19 protein-coding genes are annotated in these 20,386 nt (G+C 65.4%); 8 read left to right on the top strand and 11 right to left on the bottom strand.

The features are described from left to right. Nucleotides 1–351, bottom strand: a complete 351-nt coding sequence (locus RND64_RS06285; RefSeq protein WP_270483083.1) for a UBP-type zinc finger domain-containing protein — start codon at nt 349–351, stop codon at nt 1–3. Between the two features lie 147 nt (nt 352–498). Between RND64_RS06285 and msrB the strand changes: the two genes are divergently transcribed. Both msrB and msrA read left to right on the top strand, forming a co-directional pair. After that, entirely contained in the window at nt 499–981 is a 483-nt protein-coding gene (msrB, locus tag RND64_RS06290; RefSeq protein ID WP_331436519.1) for a peptide-methionine (R)-S-oxide reductase MsrB, read from the top strand. Continuing rightward, nucleotides 978–1,532, top strand: a complete 555-nt coding sequence (gene msrA / locus RND64_RS06295; RefSeq protein WP_064863805.1) for a peptide-methionine (S)-S-oxide reductase MsrA — start codon at nt 978–980, stop codon at nt 1,530–1,532. The genes msrB and msrA overlap by 4 nt, the downstream gene beginning before the upstream one ends. A gap of 76 nt (nt 1,533–1,608) precedes the next feature. Here the strand turns inward: msrA and RND64_RS06300 are convergent, their stop codons facing one another. Beyond that, nucleotides 1,609–3,126, bottom strand: coding sequence for a DHA2 family efflux MFS transporter permease subunit (locus tag RND64_RS06300; RefSeq protein WP_251723079.1), 1,518 nt, complete (start codon nt 3,124–3,126; stop codon nt 1,609–1,611). Nucleotides 3,127–3,227: 101 nt separating this feature from the next. Here RND64_RS06300 and RND64_RS06305 point away from each other — a divergent pair, with 101 nt between their 5' ends. Beyond that, complete coding sequence (locus tag RND64_RS06305; RefSeq protein WP_251723080.1) at nt 3,228–3,923, top strand: TetR/AcrR family transcriptional regulator; 696 nt, start codon at nt 3,228–3,230, stop codon at nt 3,921–3,923. A gap of 6 nt (nt 3,924–3,929) precedes the next feature. Here RND64_RS06305 and RND64_RS06310 read toward each other — a convergent pair whose 3' ends face one another. The 7 genes from RND64_RS06310 to RND64_RS06340 form a co-directional block, all read right to left on the bottom strand. Next, the gene (locus tag RND64_RS06310; protein ID WP_251723081.1) at nt 3,930–4,856 is read right to left on the bottom strand and encodes an AurF N-oxygenase family protein; all 927 of its coding nucleotides are present in this window, start codon (nt 4,854–4,856) and stop codon (nt 3,930–3,932) included. Between the two features lie 92 nt (nt 4,857–4,948). Then, nucleotides 4,949–5,944: a glycine betaine ABC transporter substrate-binding protein gene (locus tag RND64_RS06315; protein WP_251723082.1), complete on the bottom strand. Its 996-nt coding sequence runs from the start codon at nt 5,942–5,944 to the stop codon at nt 4,949–4,951. Beyond that, nucleotides 5,941–6,681 carry an ABC transporter permease gene (locus RND64_RS06320; protein WP_005207242.1) on the bottom strand — a complete coding sequence of 247 codons (741 nt, stop codon included), beginning with the start codon at nt 6,679–6,681 and terminating at the stop codon, nt 5,941–5,943. Before RND64_RS06320 ends, RND64_RS06315 begins: the two co-directional genes overlap by 4 nt. Then, complete coding sequence (locus tag RND64_RS06325) at nt 6,678–7,964, bottom strand: ABC transporter ATP-binding protein (RefSeq protein WP_049699760.1); 1,287 nt, start codon at nt 7,962–7,964, stop codon at nt 6,678–6,680. Before RND64_RS06325 ends, RND64_RS06320 begins: the two co-directional genes overlap by 4 nt. Continuing rightward, the gene (locus tag RND64_RS06330; protein WP_049699759.1) at nt 7,961–8,608 is read right to left on the bottom strand and encodes an ABC transporter permease; all 648 of its coding nucleotides are present in this window, start codon (nt 8,606–8,608) and stop codon (nt 7,961–7,963) included. Before RND64_RS06330 ends, RND64_RS06325 begins: the two co-directional genes overlap by 4 nt. 236 nt (nt 8,609–8,844) lie before the next feature. Continuing rightward, nucleotides 8,845–10,098, bottom strand: a complete 1,254-nt coding sequence (locus RND64_RS06335) for an acyl-CoA thioester hydrolase/BAAT C-terminal domain-containing protein (RefSeq protein ID WP_290726755.1) — start codon at nt 10,096–10,098, stop codon at nt 8,845–8,847. A 22-nt stretch (nt 10,099–10,120) separates the two neighbouring features. Further along, complete coding sequence (locus RND64_RS06340; protein ID WP_251723084.1) at nt 10,121–10,606, bottom strand: hypothetical protein; 486 nt, start codon at nt 10,604–10,606, stop codon at nt 10,121–10,123. A 356-nt stretch (nt 10,607–10,962) separates the two neighbouring features. Here RND64_RS06340 and RND64_RS06345 point away from each other — a divergent pair, with 356 nt between their 5' ends. Together RND64_RS06345 and RND64_RS06350 are read left to right on the top strand one after the other, a co-directional pair. Next, the gene (locus RND64_RS06345) at nt 10,963–11,754 is read left to right on the top strand and encodes a TetR/AcrR family transcriptional regulator (RefSeq protein ID WP_251723085.1); all 792 of its coding nucleotides are present in this window, start codon (nt 10,963–10,965) and stop codon (nt 11,752–11,754) included. Between the two features lie 116 nt (nt 11,755–11,870). Continuing rightward, nucleotides 11,871–13,067 (top strand): DUF5685 family protein, encoded by a 1,197-nt coding sequence (locus tag RND64_RS06350; RefSeq protein WP_251723098.1) that lies wholly within the window; start codon nt 11,871–11,873, stop codon nt 13,065–13,067. Nucleotides 13,068–13,091: 24 nt separating this feature from the next. Here the strand turns inward: RND64_RS06350 and RND64_RS06355 are convergent, their stop codons facing one another. Continuing rightward, a complete protein-coding gene (locus RND64_RS06355; protein ID WP_251723086.1) occupies nt 13,092–13,883 on the bottom strand; it encodes a dioxygenase family protein in 792 nt (263 codons plus the stop codon). A 32-nt stretch (nt 13,884–13,915) separates the two neighbouring features. Beyond that, nucleotides 13,916–14,992, bottom strand: a complete 1,077-nt coding sequence (locus RND64_RS06360; protein WP_251723087.1) for an EamA family transporter — start codon at nt 14,990–14,992, stop codon at nt 13,916–13,918. A gap of 39 nt (nt 14,993–15,031) precedes the next feature. Here RND64_RS06360 and RND64_RS06365 point away from each other — a divergent pair, with 39 nt between their 5' ends. From RND64_RS06365 to RND64_RS06375, 3 genes are all read left to right on the top strand, one after another. Then, entirely contained in the window at nt 15,032–15,574 is a 543-nt protein-coding gene (locus tag RND64_RS06365; protein WP_290726748.1) for a CGNR zinc finger domain-containing protein, read from the top strand. A gap of 104 nt (nt 15,575–15,678) precedes the next feature. Next, nucleotides 15,679–19,272: a transcription-repair coupling factor gene (gene mfd, locus RND64_RS06370; protein WP_290726746.1), complete on the top strand. Its 3,594-nt coding sequence runs from the start codon at nt 15,679–15,681 to the stop codon at nt 19,270–19,272. 19 nt (nt 19,273–19,291) lie between these two features. Next, nucleotides 19,292–20,185 carry a MazG family protein gene (locus tag RND64_RS06375; RefSeq protein WP_049699750.1) on the top strand — a complete coding sequence of 298 codons (894 nt, stop codon included), beginning with the start codon at nt 19,292–19,294 and terminating at the stop codon, nt 20,183–20,185. Nucleotides 20,186–20,386: the final 201 nt, after the last annotated feature.

The raw sequence follows: 20,386 nt of genomic DNA on the forward strand, positions 1-20,386 counted from the left end.
TCAACCGTGCAGCAGTTGCTGCCAGTTCGACGGCACGCGGTCGGCCGGACCGGGTGCGGCCTGGTCGTCGGGGTGGCTTGTCGGGGGAGCCAGCTCCGGACCGCTGGCCATGGCCGAGTCAGGGAAGCTCCAGAACCAGTCCTCGCCGGGTTCGAAGCTCTGGATGTACGGGTGCCCGGTGTCGTCGGCGTGATGCGAGGCGTGTTGGCCGGGGGAGGAGTCGCAACATCCGACGTGTCCGCAGGCGGCGCAGCGTCGAAGATGAAACCACCAGCCGTCGGCGGTGTCGAGGCATTCGACGCAGCCGGTACCCGACGGCGGGACAGTGGGATCGATCAGGTTCTCAGCCATAATCCGACGCTACGCTCGGGTGGAGACGAGTTCGACCCTCACGCGACTCGACTCTCACACGACTCTCAGAACGGTCGGGACCAAATCCGACGTGGCTGCTGTTGGAGTAGATGACATCGCAGCCAGCGGTGATCAGAAGGAGGATCAATGTCCCACGACTACCGCAAGAACCCGCAGGCCCTCGAGGCCCTCACAGCGGACCAGTACCGAGTAACCCAGGAAGACGGGACCGAGCCCGCGTTCCACAATGCCTACTGGGACAACCACGAGCCAGGCATCTACGTCGACGTGGTCTCCGGAGCGCCACTGTTCAGCTCGCTCGACAAGTACGACAGCGGCACCGGATGGCCGAGTTTCACCCGCCCGATCAGCGACGACGCGGTCTCGACGCGCACCGACCGATCGCTGTGGATGAAGCGAACCGAGGTCCGCTCGGCGTACGCCGACAGCCATCTCGGCCACCTCTTCGACGACGGACCGCGAGCCGAAGGCGGCAAGAGGTACTGCATGAACTCGGCGTCGCTGCGGTTCATCCCCGTGGCCGAGCTCGACGAGCAGGGTTATGGCGAGTACCGCCATCGTTTCGAGAACACCGATAGTCCCGACACCACGCAGGAGAACGCATCATGACCAGTGGAAGCAACGACGACGGCCGCATCACCGAGCAGCCCGGCACCGAGACCGCGGTGCTCGCGGGAGGCTGCTTCTGGGGCGTCGAGGATCTGATCCGCCGCCAGCCCGGCGTGCTCGCGACGCGCGTCGGCTACACGGGCGGCAGCAACGACCACCCGACATACCGAAATCATCCCGGGCACGCCGAGGGGGTGGAGATCGTCTTCGATCCGACGCAGACGAGCTACCGCGACATCCTCGCGTTCTTCTTCCAGATCCACGATCCGACGACGAAGAACCGCCAGGGCAACGACGTGGGTAGCAGTTACCGATCGGCGATCTTCCCCGTGACGCCCGAGCAGGAGCGCGTCGCGCGTGACACCATCGCCGACGTCGACGCCTCGGGCCTCTGGCCGGGGCGGGCGGTCACCACGATCGAGCCGGCTGGCCCATTCTGGGAGGCCGAGCCCGAGCATCAGGACTACCTGGTGCGCTACCCCAACGGGTACACCTGCCACTGGCCCCGGCCGGACTGGGTGCTCCCACACCGCGACGAGGCGCACGCCTGATCTGATCTGTTCTGACGGAACGGCCCGGCCACCGAGTTGCTCGGTGGCCGGGCCGTGGGTCATGCAATACGACGACTCAGTGCGCCATCGCGGGAGCCTCGTCGCCCTCGGTGACGGGGAGTTTGCCGTTCGGGACGAGCAGCGCGGAGATCACGGCGCCCGCGGCGAACACTGCGGCCGCGACCCAGAAGGCGGTCGTGTACGAGTGCACCGCTGCAAGCTGTTGCAGCGCAGCGGGATTCGCCACCTGGCCCGCGTGCGACGTCGCATACGACGCCGCGGCGCTCGCCGCGATCGTGCTGAGCAGCGCGGTGCCCACCGAGCCGCCCACCTGCTGCATGGTGTTGACGGTTGCCGACGCCACGCCCGCGTCTTCGGGCAGCACGCCCGACACCGCGCCCTGCATGGCCGGGGCCATCGACGCGCCGAGTCCGACGCCCATGATCAACAGCGCGGGCAGGACATGAGCCGCATACGTGCTGGTGTCGGTCAGTTGCGTTAGCAGCACCATGCCGACAGCGGCGATCAACATGCCGCCCGCCATCAGCCAGCGCGGTCCGAATCGAGGCAGCAGAACACCCGTCGACGTCGTCGCGGTGACGATCAGCATTCCGATCATCGGCAGGAACGCCAAGCCGGTCTGGATCGGGCTGAAGTGCAGATTCACCTGCAGGTAGTAGGTGAGGAACAGGAAGATGCCGAACATTCCGATGCCGACGATGAACACCGCGAGGTACGAGCCGCCACGAGTGCGATCAAGAATTACGCGCAGGGGGAGCAGAGCATGCGGGGTCCGCGACTGCCACCAGACGAATCCGGCGAGCAACACGGCTCCGACGACCAGCCAGGTGATGGTGGCCCAGTCGGCCCAACCGTTGGTCTCGGCGTTCGAGAAGCCGTAGACGATCGAGAACAGTGCGATCGACACCGTGATCACACCGGGAAGGTCGAGCTTCGGGCGGTGTTCGGTCTTGTGCGCGCCGATGAACAGTACCGCGCCGACGAGCGCGATCGCGGCGATCACGAGGTTCACGTAAAGGCACCAGCGCCAGTCGGCCCATTCGGTCAGCATGCCGCCGAGGAGGAGTCCGAGCGCACCGCCGCCGCCGGCGATGGCACCGAAGATGCCGAACGCCTTACCGCGCTCGGCCGGGTCGGTGAACGTGGTGGTGAGCAGCGACAGTGCTGCGGGCGCGAGGAGTGCGCCAAACACGCCCTGGCCTGCGCGGGCGACGACGAGCATGTCGAAATTGACTGCGGCGCCACCGATCGCGGACATCACGGCGAATCCGACGAGGCCGACGATGAAGGTGGTCCTCCGGCCGAGCAGATCCGACAGTCGGCCACCGAGGAGCAGCAGGCTGCCGAACGCCAGCGAGTATGCGGTGACGATCCATTGCCGATCGGCGTCGCCGAATCCGAGTGACTCCTGCGCGTGCGGGAGTGCGATGTTCACGATGGTCGCGTCGAGCACCACCATCAACTGTGCGAGGCCGAGTACGCCGAGCACGACCCACCGAAGGCGATGGTGTCGTTCCTCCCGAGACTCCCCGTTCGCCGACAATCCATCGGCAGTGTCGTAGGTTGTGGTCATCAGTCCTCCAAGTGGCGGAATAGTGGAGAAGACTCCTCCGTTTACGAGGGTGGCAACGAAGCGAATCCGGAGATGATTCCTCCGGTTGAGAGAATGTGACGATGACCACACAATCGAGCTCGGTCGCACCGACCGGACGACCCCTGCGTGCCGACGCCGAGCGCAATCGGCGTCGGATCATCGCCGCTGCTCACAAGCTGTTCGCCGAGCGTGGCCTCGACGTCTCGCTCGACGACGTCGCCGCAGCAGCCGGTGTGGGTGTGGGGACGGTATATCGACGATTCGCCAACCGGGACGAACTGATCGTCGGAGTGTTCGCGGCGCATCTGGAGGAAGTGGCAGAGCAGACCGAGGGGGTCCTCGCGGCGGACAGCGACCCTTGGGCGTCGGTGGTGACGATGGTGTCGACGGTCTGCACGGCAATGGCCGAGGATCGTGGGCTGGCCGCGATCATCATGCAGATCGACCACACGGATCCGACGATCGCGACGGTGAAGGCGCGGATGACGAAGCGGATGGGCGAGGTCTTCGATCGGGCCCACGCCGCCGGTGTGCTGCGCGAAGACATCGTCGAGACGGACATCTTCTCCATCTTCTCGATGGTGTCGTCGTACGCGGATATCACCGAGGCGACGGTCCCCGGAGCGTGGAAGCGCTACCTCCAGCTACTGCTCGACGCCATCCACGCCGCCCCGCCGTCGGAGCCTCTGCGGACTCCGGCGCTGACCGAAGAGCAGATCCACGAGGTGCAGGCGTGTCGGATCGCGTTCCGGCGCGGTGGCGGTGCGTCGAGCTGACGTCGGTCAGAGCATGTGCACCTTGCGGTAGACCGATGCCGCCGCGGGTGTCAGCAGCCCGACCTCGTCGAGAAAGCTCATCAGGTGCGAGCAACTCGTGCGGACCATCGCCTGGAAGTGATGATTTCGTCGCATCTCCGAGACAGCGCGGTACTTGTCGAGCCCCGCGTCGGCGTAGGCCTGCGGTCGGACGAGGCTGGTGAAGATGAACGACGCCGCCACTGCCGTGTAGTACGCGCTGGCGTGGCGACGCACCGGGCCGACGTCGGCCATCGACGCCCGGATCTGCTCCCGCGCGAAGCGCATATGGCGTGATTCCTCGAGCACGTGGATCTCGTTGACGGTGCGGACGAACGGCAGTACGCGTTCGTCGCTGGTGCAGCCGCGTTGGAACACGTCGAGGATCTCCTCGGCGGCGAGGATGCCGCCATACGCGATCTCGCCCCCGGTGGTGGCCGCAAAGAACTTGCCTCCCTTGCCGATTCGAGGGTGCGGCACATACGACGTCCCGGCGAGTTTCTGCGACGCCTTCGCGAACATCAGCGAGTGCCTGCATTCGTCGGCGATCTCGGTCATGGCGAACCAGTACTCGGGACGATGTCGGTCGGCGAGGTACTGATCGCGGAGTACCAACTGCTGCAACAGCATCTCGAACCAGATTCCGATCGACATAACCGACGCCGTCTCGTGTCTGGTGAGCCGCACGCGCTGCTCCTCCGTCATCTCCGCCCAATAGGAGGTGCCGTAGAGCGTCGACCACTCGGGGCTGCAGCCGTAGAGCGTCGGGTCCATCGGAGCGTCCCAGTCGATCTCGACCAGAGCGTTGCGCGACAAGCGTGCCGACGAATCGACGAGTCTCGCCGACACCTCATCGGTGCCGCGGTCGAGCGTGCTGACTTGCGGTGCTGACCCGTCGACGACCTGAACCGACACGCGCGCCTCCTGGTCTCAATGCCATTGGATGATGTAACCGTAACATCCATGGATGGCAAAGTGGAGGGGCGGCGTTGTGTGCGCAGTGGCAACTAATCCTTGGGGACGATCAATTTCTCGCTGAGCAGCCAGTCGTATGCGACGTCGGCAGGGTCTTCGCCGTCGATGTCGACGCGGCCGTTGAGGTCCTGCATGACGTTGTCGGTGAGACGCTCCGAGATCGTTCCGAGCAGTTCGTTGAGTTGCGGGTAGCGCTTCATGACGTCCTCGCGAACGACGGCGGTTCCGCTGTAGGGCAGGAAGAACTTCTTGTCGTCCTCGAGGACGGCGAGGTCGAGGTTCTTGATCCGGCCGTCGGTGGTGTAGACCATGCCGAAGTTGCACGGCGAACTCTTGGCCGTCGATGTGTAGACGACGCCGGCGTCCATGCGTGTCACGTTGCCGAGCGGGACCCCATTCGGGCCGTCGAGCGGCATACCGTACTTCGCCAGCATCGGCTTGAAACCATCTGGGCGGGAGAAGAATTCGTCGTCGACGCAGAAGGTGCGATCAGCGACAGGTAGTTTGGCGACATCCGAAAGAGACTTCACGTTGAGGCGTTTCGCCGTGGGTGTCGACGCCGCGAACGCGTAGGTGTCGTTGAAGTTGGCGGGAGGCAGCCAGACGAGCCGGTTCTCCTCGAGTTCGATGTCGTGGACCTTCTGCCAGAGTTCCTTCGGGTCGGCGATGGTCTCGGTCTCGTTGTGGTAGTTCACCCATCCGGTTCCGGTGTACTCCCAGAGGATGTCGGCGTCGCCGTTGAGTTGTGCCTGGCGAGACGACGCCGAGCCGGGCGCGCCGGTGAGGTCGGTGACGTCGGCGCCCGCGGCAGCGAGATAGGTTGCGGTGATCTTGCCGAGGATGACGCCCTCGGTGAAGCTCTTCGACGTGACGGTGAGCTTGGCTCCGTCGAGCGGTCGGGAACCGTCGGGGAGCGACGCCTGCTTGAAGGTGCCCGACGAACTGACCAGACCACATCCCGCAAGGCCGATGACGGCGACGACGAGAAGTGTTGCGACGGTGGCGAGTCGTGCTCGCGTGGCGCTCATGCGACGCCCTTCGGTGTAGCGACCAGTTCGAAGACCCGGCCGAGCCAGTCGATGATCATCGCGAGCAGAGCGACGAGTATCGCGCCCGAGATCAACAGCTTGGGCAAGAAGAGCGTGACGCCGGTGGTGATCAGCGTGCCGAGGCTCGTCGCGCCGATGAAGGTACTCAGGGTGGCCGTGCCGACCAGGATCACCAGGGCGGTGCGGACACCGTTGAGGATGACGGGCACGGCCAGCGGGAGTTCGACCTGCACGAGCGTGCGCGCCGCCGAGTATCCGATACCGCGCGACGCCTCGATGGTGCGTTGGTCGACCTGGCGCAACCCGACGATCGTGTTCTGCAGGATCGGCAGGACCGCGTACACGACCAAACCGATGACGGCAGTACGGAATCCGGTGCCGAGCCAGAATGTGAACAACACCAGCAGTCCGACGGCGGGCGCAGCTTGACCGATGTTCGCGATGTTCACCGCGATCGGCGAGAGCCATCGCATCGACGGCCGGGTCAACAGGATTCCCAAGGGAATTGCGATGACGATGACGACGATGGCCGCGACGAGAGTGAGCTCGATGTGGTCGATGATGGTGGACTGCAGAGTCGACCAGCCCAGTGACGCCTGCTCGGTCTCGGTGAAGGTCGTCGTCGCATACCAACTGAAATATCCGACGGCCAGCACGATGAAGACGAGTGGCTCGAACCACACGTCGATCGGGAGGTTGCGGAATCGTTGTTTCATGCGCCCGCGTTCTGCTCGGGGTCGTCGGCAGCGATCACCGGCGTCTCGGTGGGTGCGGTTCCCTCGGTGTGACTTTCGTACGAGCCGTCGTCCTCGTCGGGGCGGGCTTCGGAAAGTTGCGTACGGATGATGTCCATGACCGAGGCGATGGTGAGCATGCCGACGACGGCGCCGTGACGATCTGTCACCAGCGTGCCGCCCTGGCTGGCCGCGAGCATGGTGTCGAGGGCGTCGTTGAGCGTCGACGATTCGGCTACGACGGGTAGCCGCGGATCGAGGTAGTCGGAGACCTCCGGCTTGGAGGCAACCTCATCCAGCGACGGCCATGCACGCGGGCGGTCGTGCTTGTCGACGACGACCACCCAACTCTGCCCCGCGGCCCGTGCGCGCGTGATGACCTCTCCGGAACCCTCGCCGACGCGCGCGGTGATCACCGAGTCTTGTTCGACGTCGCGCACGCGCGACAGCGTGAGCTGCGCAAGCGTTGCCCCCGACCCGATGAACTCTTCGACGAAGGGTGAGGCGGGGTTGGCCAGAATCTCCTCGGGCGCCGCGTACTGCTCGACGTGAGCCCCCTGCGACAGGATCAGCACCTTGTCGCCGAGCTTGGTGGCCTCCTCGAAGTCGTGCGTCACGATCACGATGGTCTTGCCGAGCTCGTGTTGGATGGCGATCAGGCTGTCCTGCAACCGGACTCGCGTGATCGGGTCGACCGCGCCGAACGGCTCGTCCATGAGGAGGACCGGCGGATCGGCGGCGAGGGCCCGGGCCACGCCGACACGCTGCTGCTGACCGCCCGACATGTCCTTGGGGAGTCGAGTGGCGAACTGCGCGGGATCGAGTCCGACGAGATCGAGGAGATACTCGGTGCGCTCGGCGATCCGCTTCTTGTCCCAGCCGAGTACCCGGGGGATGGCTCCGATGTTCTTCTCGACGGTCCAGTGTGGGAAGAGGCCGCCCGATTGGATCACGTAGCCGATGGACTGTCGGAGTTTGTCGGGATTCTCCTTGGTGACGTCGCGCTCGTCGATGAAGATCCTGCCGTCGGACGGTTCGATCAGCCGGTTGATCATCTTGAGGGTCGTCGTCTTACCGCAACCCGATGGGCCGACGAAGGCGACGATATGGCCGGCCTCGATGTCGAGGTCGAGGTGTCCGACGGCGGGCTGGTCTTGCCCCCGAAATCGTTTCTCGACGCCGTCGAGTCGGATGGGGGCACCGGTCACCGTTGCCCCGGATGCGCTACCGGCCCCGGGGGCCGGCGTGTTGGCTACGTCGGTCATGACAGTCCTTTGGAGATGGTGAAGCGGCCGAGGAGAACGAGCAGGGCGTCGAAGACCAGAGCGATCAAGACGATGAGAATGGTTCCGGTGAGCGCCATTTGGAGTGCATTCGCGCCACCTAGGCGAGACAACCCGTTGAAGATCAACGATCCGAGGCCGGGTCCGAGGACGTAGGCGACGATCGCGGCGACTCCGACGATCATCTGGGTCGAGACACGAATCCCGGTCAGGATCACCGGCCACGCGATCGGCAACTCGACGCTCAGCAGAATTCGCCAGCGGGACAATCCGATTCCCTGAGCTGACTCGATCACGCTTGCCGGCACCGAACGTAGCCCGACGATCGCGTTGCCGATCACGGGGAGCGCGGCGAAGAACGCCAGCATGATGAACGACGGCACGACGCCGAGACCGAACGGGACGATCAGCAGGGCGAGAAGCGCGAGCGAGGGGATCGTCAGCGCCACGCGACTCGACGTCAGCGTGAGCGCCGAACCCAACGGCCGTCGGTACACGAGCACCGCGACGATGATCGCGACCACGGTGCCGACGAGAACCGTCTGAAATGCCAGAGATGCGTGCTGATAGGTGAGGAACGTCAGGTTCGCGGCGTGTGCGTGGATATAGTTCCACAAACTGCCCACAGCTATCCCCTCGTCGTGGTGAGCGTTCAGAGAGAATTCAGCCTACAAAGCAACCGCGACTCTTGGGTGATTCCCGCAATTCCGTGTCGGCGTGTACACCTGACAAGCGAGCATGCTGGCCCGCTGACCGGCGCCGACGTCCCCGAGGGCAATCGCCGGACCTCAGTGTCACGTTTTGATCACGGTGAGTAAAAGGGTCGAAATGTGTCGCACCATCCGAATGCAGCGCGAGGTGATCAGGTCAGGTGTTGGTGCAGGAAAGCGAGTGTCCGGGTCCAACAGTCCCGCTGTGCCGCTGCGATATGGCGCGGATCGCCGCCCCCGATCAGCGAGGCCGACCGGGTGACCGTCGTGGGAATCGCGGGCGGACGGATGAAGTGGCCCACCCCGGGATAGATCAGCAGTTCGTCGTCGGCTGCGTGGGTTGCGTGCCCGTCGCTGCGGCGTCGAACTATCTCTTGTGCCATGTCCGTAGCGGGATAGCACTGGTCGTCGGTGCCCGCGGCGACCAACATCGGGCACCCGATCTTCTCCACGGCGATGGTCGCCGCCCGCACAGCCGAATGATCCCGCAGACCCGCGGCGTACGCGGCGTGGGTCGACAGCGCCATCGACGAGCGTCCGTGAGAGATTTTGCGGCGCAGGAGATTCACGGCGAGTTGTCCGAGTAGTCGCTCACTACGCACGGGGACGTACGGCAGGTCGACGCCGCCGTGGGTGAGGGCGGAGACCTTCTCGGGAGGGCCGTCGCGGCGGAGTGCCTGGAACACGACGTGGCTGGGCGCCACCGCGACGACTGCGCGAGCGGGGGTCCCCATTGTCACGATCGTCGTCAGTGCTGTCTGCACACCTACCGACGATGCGTGGAGCGCGATCCTGTCCTCGTCGACGTAGGGCAGAGCGGCGAAGCATTCGATGCCTGCGGCGATGTTCTCCGTGGCAATTCTGCTGAACGAATCGGGCAACCCCGGGCGCTGAGTGTAGAAGAGGACGGCCGCGACATAGCCGTGAGCGGCGAGCAGCGCGGCCATCGCTGTCACCGACCTGGTGACCATCGTCCCGGGGAACACGATGATTCCCGGCAGAGGGTAGTCAGCTGACGCCGGACGGTAGATCTGTAGCTGCCATCCGTCGCCTCGTCGCTGTTCCACCGTGTGCTCGCGTCCCCACGTACGAGGGACCGTGGCCTTGTCGCTGGACGTACCGTCGGATACCGAGACGGTGAAATCCAATGTGCCGTCGCAGGATTCGAAAATGTCCGGGGAGCTCGGGTTGTCGACGAGCCGCATGTCCCACCACGGTAGGTCTGGATCGGTGAGGTCTATCCGTCCGTCTTTGCCGAGCCGATGGGTGCCGCGGGACCGCCAGTGCGATCCCGCGGCGTCTACACCATCGACGACGAGTTCGACCTTCTCCGCTGGTGTGTCGAACACGTTGAACTCGATGAGCGAGTCGACGAGTCCGTCCGCCGTGTCAACACTGATTCGCATGAGGATCAGACTCGGGTGCGATTCACGACAACACGTAGGTGGCGAGCATTCTCGGAGCGGGACGGATCAGGGTGGCCCTCACGGATTCACCGGGGGAGGCTTTACTGCCGGAGATATCGGTGAATCCGAGAGTGTGGCGCAGGGAGGCTGTGTAATTCACCACGGCGGAGCGGTAGGTGTAGGTGTAGGTGACAGTGACGCCCATGGCCAGAGGATTCGACGTCCAGGCGCGTACGACAGCCGTTCTGCCCATGCCGAGCGAGGCGGGTGGCGCATCGATCCATCGGAAGTCCATCGAACTACCCGCACCGACGCTGGTATCGGGGAATTGCTTCAGGGTCAACGGCATACCGGTGTTGTTGGTGATCACCAGGACGGCACTTGAACCGCCCTGCGGGATAGGCGTGGCCTCGCTCTTCGCGGCGGTGGCCGTTGTCAGGCCGAGGATCATCGCGGTCACGGCGATCGACATGCCGAGTACCTGGAGCAAGCTTCTGTGAGGTCTCATGGTCCATCCTTCGTCTCTCGTCGTCCGTTGCCACGCGCTGGATACGTGACTCTCTACGGGCGATGTATCTGACCGTAAGAAATCCGCACTCTCGGCATAAGTCCGAAATATGGGGGGTTTACAACCGCGGAAGAGGTGAGTACGTCGAAACCGACGAGAATAGGTGGATTGCGCATCTTTATAAGGTGAATGTGTGTCGAATCGAACGATGTGTGTGCTGCAGCGCCCACTTCCTTCGATACGACACACATCCTCCGGTCAGCTGGGTGCGGGTCCCGCGCACACATGCTGCGCGCAGCGGCGGGCGGCCGGAGCGTCAGGTCGATTGGGCGTGGGAGATCTCGTAGGGTGGCCTCATGGCTGTCAGCCGTCCGGCGAACTCGAGCACAGGTGAGGTCAAACGCGCGCCACGGGCCCGCATGACCGGCGCCCAACGACGCCTGCAACTGATCGAGGTCGCGCGCGGTCTGTTTGCCGAGCGGGGCTTCGAGGGCACATCCATCGAAGAGATCGCCCAGCGTGCCGGGGTGTCGAAACCGATTGTGTACGAGCACTTCGGAGGTAAGGAAGGTCTCTACGCGGTCGTCGTCGACCGTGAGATGGAGACGCTCCTCGAGATGATCACGTCGTCGCTCTCCAAGAACCGCTCGTTGTACCGCATTCAGCAGGTGGCCTTGGCGCTGTTGACCTACATGGAGGAGCGCACCGACGGATTCCGCATCCTCGTGCGCGGCGACAGTGCGTCGTCGAGGGACAACGCGACGTACGGAAGTCTTCTGAATGACGCCATCAGCCAGGTCGAGCACATCCTCGCCGGCGACTTCGAACGACGGGGATTCGACCCGAAGCTTGCCCCGATGTACGCGCAGGCGCTCGTCGGGATGGTGTCGGTGACGGCGCAGTGGTGGCTCGACGTCCGCGAACCGTCGAAAGAGGTTGTCGCGGCGCACCTGGTCAATCTCTGCTGGAACGGACTCACCCGCCTCGACCCCGACCCCGAACTCGTCGGGCCGGATTACGTCGAGCACAAAGCGCGAACGGTTGGCGACGCGACATCTGTCCCGGCGTTGGCTGAGGGGTCGGGGACTCCCGAGGCTTTGGAGTCCTCTGACGCGTCGGTGCCATCTGATTCGGTGGAGTCACCCTGATCGGCTGAGGTCTGCTGCGGGCGAGGCCTGAACACGCCGAACTGATCTATCACGTGCGAATGACGCTGCGCGTGGCGCAAGTTGGCGCCGACGGTCTGGCGTGCTGGAATCAGCCGGTGTTCGGACTTCTCACCCCGTGTCGCCACACGATGCCCGACGACCTCTTCACACAGTGGCAGGCGCACCTGTGTGGCTTATGTCTGTCGTTGCGTGACGGACACGGCCATCCCAGTAGGCTGACGACCAATACCGATGCGGCTACGGTGTCAATTCTTGTTGCGGCACAGTGCAATACGACGCCGTCGACCACGCGTGCCGGCCGTTGCCCGCTGCGTGGAATGAAGTCGGCCGAAGTTGTCGCGGTCGGTGATCCGGGACTGCGACTGGCCACCGGGGTCTCGTTGACGCTCGCCGCAGGTAAGGCCGCCGACATCGTCGAAGAACAGCGGTCCGGGCTGGCGCCACCGTCGCGGATGCGTCGGGTGGTCGCAGGAGGGGTAGCCGCGGCATTGCGACGTCACGCCGTCGACGACGGCCATGTGGCCCGCCTGCTCGACGTCGACTCCATGCTCGCTCGGCTGTCGGGGCAGGCCCAGGTCGAATCGAGGTCGACGGACCTCGACGATCTGCTTCGCGCGTCCTCGGAGTCGGCGGCCCGTGTGTTCGCGGCTACGGCCGACATCGCGGGTGCTCCCGAGAATCGCGAGCATCTCGAGGCCATAGGTGCCGATTTCGGTCGGCTCGCGCACCTGATCGATGCGATCGACGATCTCCCACAGGATCGCGAACAGGGGGAATTCAATCCGCTCGACGCATCGGGGACCACCATCGACGATGCCCGTGCGGAATGTCGGCTCCTCGTTCGGGCGATTGTGCGTCGCTACGCCAAGCTCGAACTGGTCGACGACAGATTGCTGCGTGCCGTCCTGGTCGACGGGCTGCGTCATGCGGTGAGTCAGCGCATACCGCGCCGCAGCTCGTGTGCGGTTCACCGACCTTCGGCTACCGAGCCATCGCTTCCCGAACCTCTACTTCCGGAACAGCCTTCACTTCCCGAACAGATGCCGCCGCCCGGATACCCGGAAGGGTGGCCGTTCCCGCCACCGTTCAGTCCGGATCGGCCTTTCCACGAGCGTCTACTGCCGTTTGTCGGCAACTCGTGTTGTGGGCCGGCGTGCTGTACCGACCACTGGAATCATTGCTCGGACACGTGGAAACCCGCGTTGTGCGACTGTGGCGATTGCTGTGACTGCGACGACTGCTGCGATTGCGGAGATTGTTGCGATTGCGGCGACTGCTGTAGCTGTAACTGACCACCCCGCCGGTGAGAGGCCCCCTCAGGCAAGCACCAGCGACCGCTTGGCCAAGCCCATCCAGAACCCGTCGATGACCTGGTCGGCCTGTTGCTCGGGATCGTCGCTGGCACCCAGTGCGACGAAGAGCGGCGCGAAATGCTCAATCGTGGGGTGGGCGTAGGGCATTCCCGGGGCGGTGCGTCGAAAATCGATCAGGGACTCGACGTCGCCGGCGGCGAAACGTTCGTGCGCCCAGGCGTCGAACTCCGACGACCAGCTCGGCGGCGCGGCGTCGGGGGAGGGGTCGGTCAGATACGGCAGCCCGTGCGTGGTGAAACCCGATCCGATGATGAGCACTCCCTCGTCGCGCAGCGGTGCGAGTCGACGGCCGAGGTTCAGCAATTGTGCGGGGTCGAGTGTGGGAAGCGAGATCTGGAGCACCGGAATGTCGGCGTCGGGGTACATGACCGTCAACGGCACGTAAGCGCCGTGGTCGAGGCGACGGTGCTGGTCACGGGCGATTGCCGTGCCGTCGGGCATCATCGCCGCGACTCTCGCCGCGAGGTCGGGAGCACCGGGCGACCAGTAGGTGGTGCGATAGAAGCGCTCGGGAAATCCCCAGAAGTCGTAGGTCAGGGGAGTGGTCGGGTCGGTCGAACCGATCGTCAGCGGCGCGGCCTCCCAGTGCGCCGACACCACCAGGATCGCCGAGGGAGGGTCGAGTGTGGTGGACAGCTCCGTGAGCTGGGAGACCCAGCGCTCGCTGTCGACGAGTGGTGGGGCGCCATGACTCAGGAACAGCGTCGGCTGGCGGGTGGGTTCGGGGGCTGACATGCGAACATCGTATCAAGCGGACCGCAGTCCGGTTAAGCTTCGGGTGCAGACGTTGCGGCATCGTTGTCGGGAGCAATGCTGTCGGCAGCATCGTTCTCGGGGCCTTCCGGCACGTGGCCAAGCGGCAACGGCTCGCCGACGGGCGACGTCGACGTGCTCGGTTCGCCGATCTTGGCCGCGATGACCCCGACGACAATAAAGACGCCGCCGACGATCTGGAGCGCCGCCGGGACCTGATCGAGCAGGAGCGCGGCCCATACGACCGCGGCCAAGACCTCTACAAGTGCGAACATCGAGGCGAGCCGCGCTCCGAGTCTGCGCGCGGCACCGATTCCGGTGAGATATGCGGTCGCCGCGGTGACGAGCGCGAGCGCAGCCAGCACCGTCCACGCGGGTGCGTCGAATCCGGCGAAGTGGACCGTCGGGTCGCCGATCGTCATCGGCAGTGCATGCACGAGGCCGAGTACTCCGAGAAGTGTTGCCGCAAAGACCATTCCGCTCGCGGCGAGCACGGACGGCGGCAGTGAATCGTTCTCCTTGGCCGAAATGATGAAGTAGCCGGCGGCGCCGAGCATTGCGCCAGACGCCCACAGCGCACCGATGGGGCTCACCGAGGTGCCGCCGACGAGGTCGAGGACTCCGACCAATCCGACGCCGCTCACCGCAATACCGGCCAGCGCCCACCGCGACGGCCGCTGGCGGTGGATCGCCCACATCCACGCGACCACGACGACGGGGGCCGTGTACTCGATGAGTAGGGCCGGCCCGACGTCCATGTGCTCGATGGCGGAGAAGTAGCAGAACTGCGCGACGGCCATGCCGAGGAATCCGTAGAGCGCGATCGTCCTGCCGTGGTCGCGGACCAGCGTGGACGCCGTCGACCATCGCAGCGCCGACACGCCGCCGAGGTCGCGAATGGCGAACGGCAGCAACGCGAGACCGCCGATACCGATGCGGATCGCGACGACAGCGCCCGCGCTCCATCCCGCGGCCATCAGCGGCGTGCCGAGCGCGCCCGACAGCCCGAAGCTCGTTGCGGACACCAGGGCCAGGATCAGGCCCGCGCGTCTGCGAGCGGCCACCGTGCGGTCATGGGTCACCGACGTCATGGGTAATGACGCTAGCGGCGGCCTTGGTAAGGTGTCAACATGGTTTTCGGTGATGACGTCGATCTGGCGCTGCAGGCAGCGGTTGCGCTCGCCAACTCGGCAGAGTCGCCCGAGACCCTGCGTTCCATCGACGACCTCGACGCCTTCTGGGACCACTACGGCTATACCGGCCGCCACGACGGTGACCAGCAAGAACTCGACGCGGTGTCGGCGATCCGGCCCGCGCTGCGAGCGCTGCTCATCGCCGACCGCGACCGTGCCGTCGATCAAGTCAACGAGATCCTGAGTCGGCACCGGGCCGTGCCGCGGTTGGTGCGACACGGCGACACGGACTGGCATCTGCACGCCATCGACGACGACGCCCCCCTCGCCGACCGGGTCATGGTCGAGACCGCGATGGCAATGATCGACGTGATCAGGGCCGACGACATGTCGAGGTTGTCCGTCTGCGCCGACGCGGGGTGCGAGGGCGTCGTCGTCGATCTTTCTCGCAACCGGTCTCGGCGGTATTGCTCGACGGCCTGCGGTAATCGCAACGCCGTCGCGGCGTATCGCGCGCGGCAGGCCGCGGCGATGGACTAGTGGCTGTGAGCGGCAACTGACCAGTGCTGCCCGCTGCGCCTGTCTGACCAGCGGCGCGCTGCGGCATCTGCCTGGCAGAATTGCCGTGCCCTAGAATTGCCGAAGTGTCGTCTACTCCCGCCCTTCACGGACTCGCATCCCTCGCCTGCGCGGACACGAGCATCGCGGCACTAGGTGACCATCGCGACGATCCGCAACTCGCGATCACTGCCCCCGACGCCGCCCGTCCGTTCGTGGTCAGTTGTCTCTCCGAGGTCGCTGACGCGCCGATCCTCGTCGTCTCGGCGAACGGGCGCGAAGCCGACGATCTGACCGCCGAACTGCGCGAGCTTCTCGACGATGAGTCCGCGGTGGCACAGTTCCCGTCGTGGGAGACGCTTCCGCACGAACGGCTCTCGCCGAGCGCCGAAGTCGTCGGGCAGCGTCTCGAAGTGTTGCATCGGCTGGCGCACCCGGGCGACGCTCCGCTGCGCGTGGTGGTCACCACCGTCCGATCACTGGTGCAGCCCATGGCGCCCGGACTCGGGGAGATACGCAGCATCACGTTGCGCGAGGGCATCGAACTCGACTTCGACGGCTTGCTCACCGATCTCGTCGAGATGGCGTACGAGCGCGTCGACATGGTCGGTCGGCGTGGCGAATTCGCCGTACGCGGCGGCATTCTCGACGTCTTCCCGACCACCGCCGATTTCCCTGTGCGGGTCGAGTTCTGGGGCGATGAGATCTCCGAGATGCGGGCGTTCTCGGTGGCGGATCAGCGTAGTCAACCCGAGGTCGACGCGTCGGTGGTCCTCATCCATCCCTGTCGCGAGCTGCTGCTCACCCCGCCCGTGCGCGAACGTGCGGCCGAACTCGCTGTCGAGAACGCCGACGACCCCTCGCTCGTCGAAATGCTCACCTCGCTCGCCGAGGGTATTCCGGTCGCCGGAATGGAAGCGCTGACACCGGCACTCGTCGACGGCGAGATGCAGTTGCTGACCGAGGTGCTGCCTGCCGGGACCCGCGTGCTCGTGCTCGATCCCGAGAAGGTCCGCACGCGCGCAGCCGATCTCGCACAAACCGGAGCCGAGTTCCTCGAGGCGTCGTGGAACGCCGCCGCGATGGGAGCCACGGCGCCCGTCGACACCCGCGAGATGTCCGGTCCGACGGGAATTGATCTGCAGGCCAGTGCTTATCGGCCGCTCGATGACGTCGAGAAGGCCACGCTCGCGGCGGGTCGGTCGTGGTGGACGATGAGTCCGCTGTCTGCGGGCTTCGGAGAAGAATACGAACTCGACATCACCCCCGGGCCGACGCCGCATGGCGACGACGAGGAGATCCGGATCGTGTTCGCCGGACTGCGCGCCCACGTCAGCGCGGGCAACACCGCTGCGATCGTGGTCGCGGGCAAGGGCACCGCACAGCGTGTCTGTGAGCGACTTGCCGATGCAGAGGTGCCGCACGCGCTCGTCGACGGGGGCGCGCGACCCGAACCGGGAACCGTGTCGGTGTTCAACGGCGCGCTGCGTCACGGAATCGTCAGTCCCAGTGCGGGATTGGTGGTCGTGACGGAGACCGACCTCACCGGCAACCGCGTCGCCAGTGTGCGCGACGGAAAGCGATTGCCCGCCAAGCGTCGTAATCAGGTCGACCCACTTGCGCTCACCGCGGGTGATCTCGTCGTGCACGATCAGCACGGCATCGGCAAGTTCGTCGAGATGATCGAACGCACGGTGTCGGGCGCGCGACGTGAGTACCTCGTGCTGGAGTATGCGGCCTCCAAGCGTGGGCAACCCGGCGACCGGCTCTATGTGCCGATGGATTCGCTCGATCAGTTGTCGCGCTACGTCGGAGGCGAGCAGCCGTCGTTGTCGAAGCTCGGCGGCTCCGACTGGCAGAACACGAAACGCAAGGCGCGCAAGGCCGTTCGTGAGATCGCCGGCGAGCTGGTCCAGCTCTACGCGGCCAGGCACGCCGCGCCAGGCTACGCCTTCAGTCCGGACACGCCCTGGCAACGTGAGATGGAGGACGCGTTCGACTTCACCGAGACCGTCGATCAGATGACGGTGATCGGCGAAGTCAAGGACGACATGGAGAAGTCGGCTCCGATGGACCGCGTGATCGTCGGCGACGTCGGTTACGGCAAGACCGAGATCGCGGTGCGCGCGGCCTTCAAGGCCGTGCAGGACGGTAAGCAGGTCGCGGTCCTGGTCCCGACAACCATTCTCGCGCAACAACATCTGCAGACATTCACCGAGCGTATGTCGGGGTTCCCGGTGCGCATCCGAGGTCTCTCGCGGTTCACCGATCCCAAGGAGTCACGCGAGATCATCAAGGAGATGGCGAAGGGCGAGGTCGACATCGTGATCGGTACGCACCGATTGCTGCAGACCGGCGTCACGTGGAAAGACCTCGGGCTGGTGATCGTCGACGAGGAGCAGCGTTTCGGCGTCGAACACAAGGAACACATCAAGTCGTTGCGCACGCACGTCGACGTGCTGACGATGTCGGCAACGCCGATTCCGCGAACGCTGGAGATGTCGATGGCGGGCATTCGCGAGATGTCGACCATCCTCACCCCGCCGGAGGAACGGCATCCGGTGCTCACCTATGTCGGCGCCTACTCACCCAAGCAGGTGGCGGCAGCGATTCGCCGAGAACTGTTGCGCGACGGCCAGGTTTTCTACGTTCACAATCGGGTGTCGACCATCGACAAGACTGCCCGCGATATCGCAGCGATGGTCCCCGAGGCGAGAGTTGCTGTGGCACACGGTCAGATGAACGAGGATCAACTCGAACGCACCGTCGCCGGTTTCTGGAACCGTGAGTTCGACGTGCTGGTGTGTACCACCATCATCGAGACCGGTCTCGACATCTCGAACGCGAACACACTCATCGTCGATCGCGCCGAGAATCTCGGTCTGTCGCAGTTGCATCAGTTGCGTGGTCGTGTCGGTCGAAGTCGTGAGCGCGGTTACGCCTACCTGCTCTACAGTCCCGAAAAGCCGCTCACCGAAACGGCTTACGACAGGTTGGCGACGATCGCGCAGAACAACGAACTCGGCGCGGGCATGGCCGTGGCGCTCAAGGACCTCGAATTGCGTGGTGCCGGAAACGTTCTCGGCGCCGAGCAGTCAGGGCACGTCGCGGGTGTCGGATTCGATCTGTACGTGCGCCTCGTCGGCGAGGCGGTCGAGGCATACCGTGCGGCGGCAGACGGTCTGCCCGTCACGTCGTCGGAACCCAGCGAAGTCCGCATCGACCTGCCCGTCGACGCACACATCCCGGTCGAGTACGTCGACTCCGATCGGTTGCGCCTCGAGGCGTACCGCAAGCTCGCGTCGGCGACGTCGGACGACGAGGTCGACGGCGTGATGTCGGAACTCACCGACCGCTATGGCGAACCGCCCGAGGAAACACGACGCCTGGCGTCGATCGCGAAACTCCGTCTGCGAGCACGTGAGCGGGGCGTCACCGAGATCGGCACCACCGGTACGAGTGTGAAGGTCGCGCCGCTCCCGCTGGCCGACAGCGAGCAGGTGCGCCTCAAACGGTTGTACCCCGCGGCGTCGTATCGGGCGACCACATCGGTTGTCACGCTACCGATTCCGCGCACCGGGGGCGTCGGATCGGCCCGCCTGCGCGACGACGAGGTCATCGAGTACCTCGCGACGTTCCTGCGCAACCTCAAGCCGCTCGAGCAGGCGGGCGTCGAGTGAGGACAGTCGAGGACGCCTCATGACAGTCGTTTTGCTCGATCCGCAGCAACCAGGGGTGATCCCGCTCGCGGCGCGCGCAGTGCTGACCGGCACCGTGCTGGTGACCGAAGACGTCCCCGCGTCGGTGCTGTGGGAACTCGACCACATCGTCACTGCGGCAGCCGACTCCGACTCGTCGCTCACACTGGTCACGACCGACGCGCAGCATCCACTCGTGCGTATGCGGATCGCCGACGGCGACGACGTCGTCGAAGTCGAACGCCGATCGGGTGCGAGTCTGCTCGACGCTGTCGCGCTGATGGACACGTTGCGTCGGAACGGACCGTGGGAGTCGACGCAGACGCATGCGTCGCTGCGGCGGTACCTGCTCGAAGAGGTCTACGAGTTGCTCGATGCCCTCGACGGTGACGACCAGGAGAACCTCCGCGAGGAACTCGGCGACCTGCTGCTGCAGGTGCTGTTCCACGCGCGGATCGCCGCCGACGACCCGGTGGCCCCCTTCGATATCGACGACGTCGCGCGGAGCTTCGTCGACAAGGTGCGTGGCCGGACCCCGGGCGTTCTGTCCGGCGAACACAGCGACCTCGAGACTCAGATCCGTGAATGGGAGGAGCGCAAGGCCGCCGAGAAGCAGCGTGGCTCGGTGCTCGACGGCATCGCGACGACGGCCCCTGCGCTCGCACTGACGCAGAAGGTCCTCGAGCGCCTGACCGCCGCGAACTACCCCGTCGACACCATCGACCCCGCGGTGCTCACCGTGACGATCGGGATCGGCGACGACAGCGTCGAAGCCGCCGCCAGGGCCAGGACGCTTGCGCTGATGGAACGGGTCCGTGACGCGGAGGCCAATGCTGCAACTGCAGGCGCGACGCTCGGCTCGCGCGAGGCGTGGGAGTCGTTTCTCGCGCGGTGAGGTCGACGCTGCGGGGGTTCCGAGCTGCGCCGCCCCGCGGCCTAAATGTGTGTCGAATTGAAGGATGTGTGTGCTGCAGCACCCACATCCTTCGATACGACACACATTCACCCGTGACGACGCCGCCCGGCACCGCGGCAGCCATGCTGAACCCGGATCTGCCGAACCGCCCGGCGACGACGCCCAAGCGACCCGCCGGGC

Source organism: Gordonia sp. w5E2, from assembly GCF_036540975.1.
In the GTDB taxonomy this organism is placed as follows: Bacteria; Actinomycetota; Actinomycetes; order Mycobacteriales; family Mycobacteriaceae; genus Gordonia; species Gordonia jacobaea.

What these genes read in the sequence shown, in the direction of transcription:
- RND64_RS06305 (WP_251723080.1), top strand. Translation starts at nt 3,228, where the DNA reads ATGACCACACAATCGAGCTCGGTCGCACCGACCGGACGACCCCTGCGT.
- msrA (WP_064863805.1), top strand. Translation starts at nt 978, where the DNA reads ATGACCAGTGGAAGCAACGACGACGGCCGCATCACCGAGCAGCCCGGC.
- RND64_RS06320 (WP_005207242.1), bottom strand. Translation starts at nt 6,681, where the DNA reads ATGAAACAACGATTCCGCAACCTCCCGATCGACGTGTGGTTCGAGCCA.
- RND64_RS06345 (WP_251723085.1), top strand. Translation starts at nt 10,963, where the DNA reads ATGGCTGTCAGCCGTCCGGCGAACTCGAGCACAGGTGAGGTCAAACGC.
- RND64_RS06315 (WP_251723082.1), bottom strand. Translation starts at nt 5,944, where the DNA reads ATGAGCGCCACGCGAGCACGACTCGCCACCGTCGCAACACTTCTCGTC.
- RND64_RS06365 (WP_290726748.1), top strand. Translation starts at nt 15,032, where the DNA reads ATGGTTTTCGGTGATGACGTCGATCTGGCGCTGCAGGCAGCGGTTGCG.
- RND64_RS06325 (WP_049699760.1), bottom strand. Translation starts at nt 7,964, where the DNA reads ATGACCGACGTAGCCAACACGCCGGCCCCCGGGGCCGGTAGCGCATCC.
- msrB (WP_331436519.1), top strand. Translation starts at nt 499, where the DNA reads ATGTCCCACGACTACCGCAAGAACCCGCAGGCCCTCGAGGCCCTCACA.
- RND64_RS06335 (WP_290726755.1), bottom strand. Translation starts at nt 10,098, where the DNA reads ATGCGAATCAGTGTTGACACGGCGGACGGACTCGTCGACTCGCTCATC.
- RND64_RS06360 (WP_251723087.1), bottom strand. Translation starts at nt 14,992, where the DNA reads ATGACGTCGGTGACCCATGACCGCACGGTGGCCGCTCGCAGACGCGCG.
- RND64_RS06340 (WP_251723084.1), bottom strand. Translation starts at nt 10,606, where the DNA reads ATGAGACCTCACAGAAGCTTGCTCCAGGTACTCGGCATGTCGATCGCC.
- RND64_RS06300 (WP_251723079.1), bottom strand. Translation starts at nt 3,126, where the DNA reads ATGACCACAACCTACGACACTGCCGATGGATTGTCGGCGAACGGGGAG.
- RND64_RS06355 (WP_251723086.1), bottom strand. Translation starts at nt 13,883, where the DNA reads ATGTCAGCCCCCGAACCCACCCGCCAGCCGACGCTGTTCCTGAGTCAT.
- RND64_RS06285 (WP_270483083.1), bottom strand. Translation starts at nt 351, where the DNA reads ATGGCTGAGAACCTGATCGATCCCACTGTCCCGCCGTCGGGTACCGGC.
- RND64_RS06375 (WP_049699750.1), top strand. Translation starts at nt 19,292, where the DNA reads ATGACAGTCGTTTTGCTCGATCCGCAGCAACCAGGGGTGATCCCGCTC.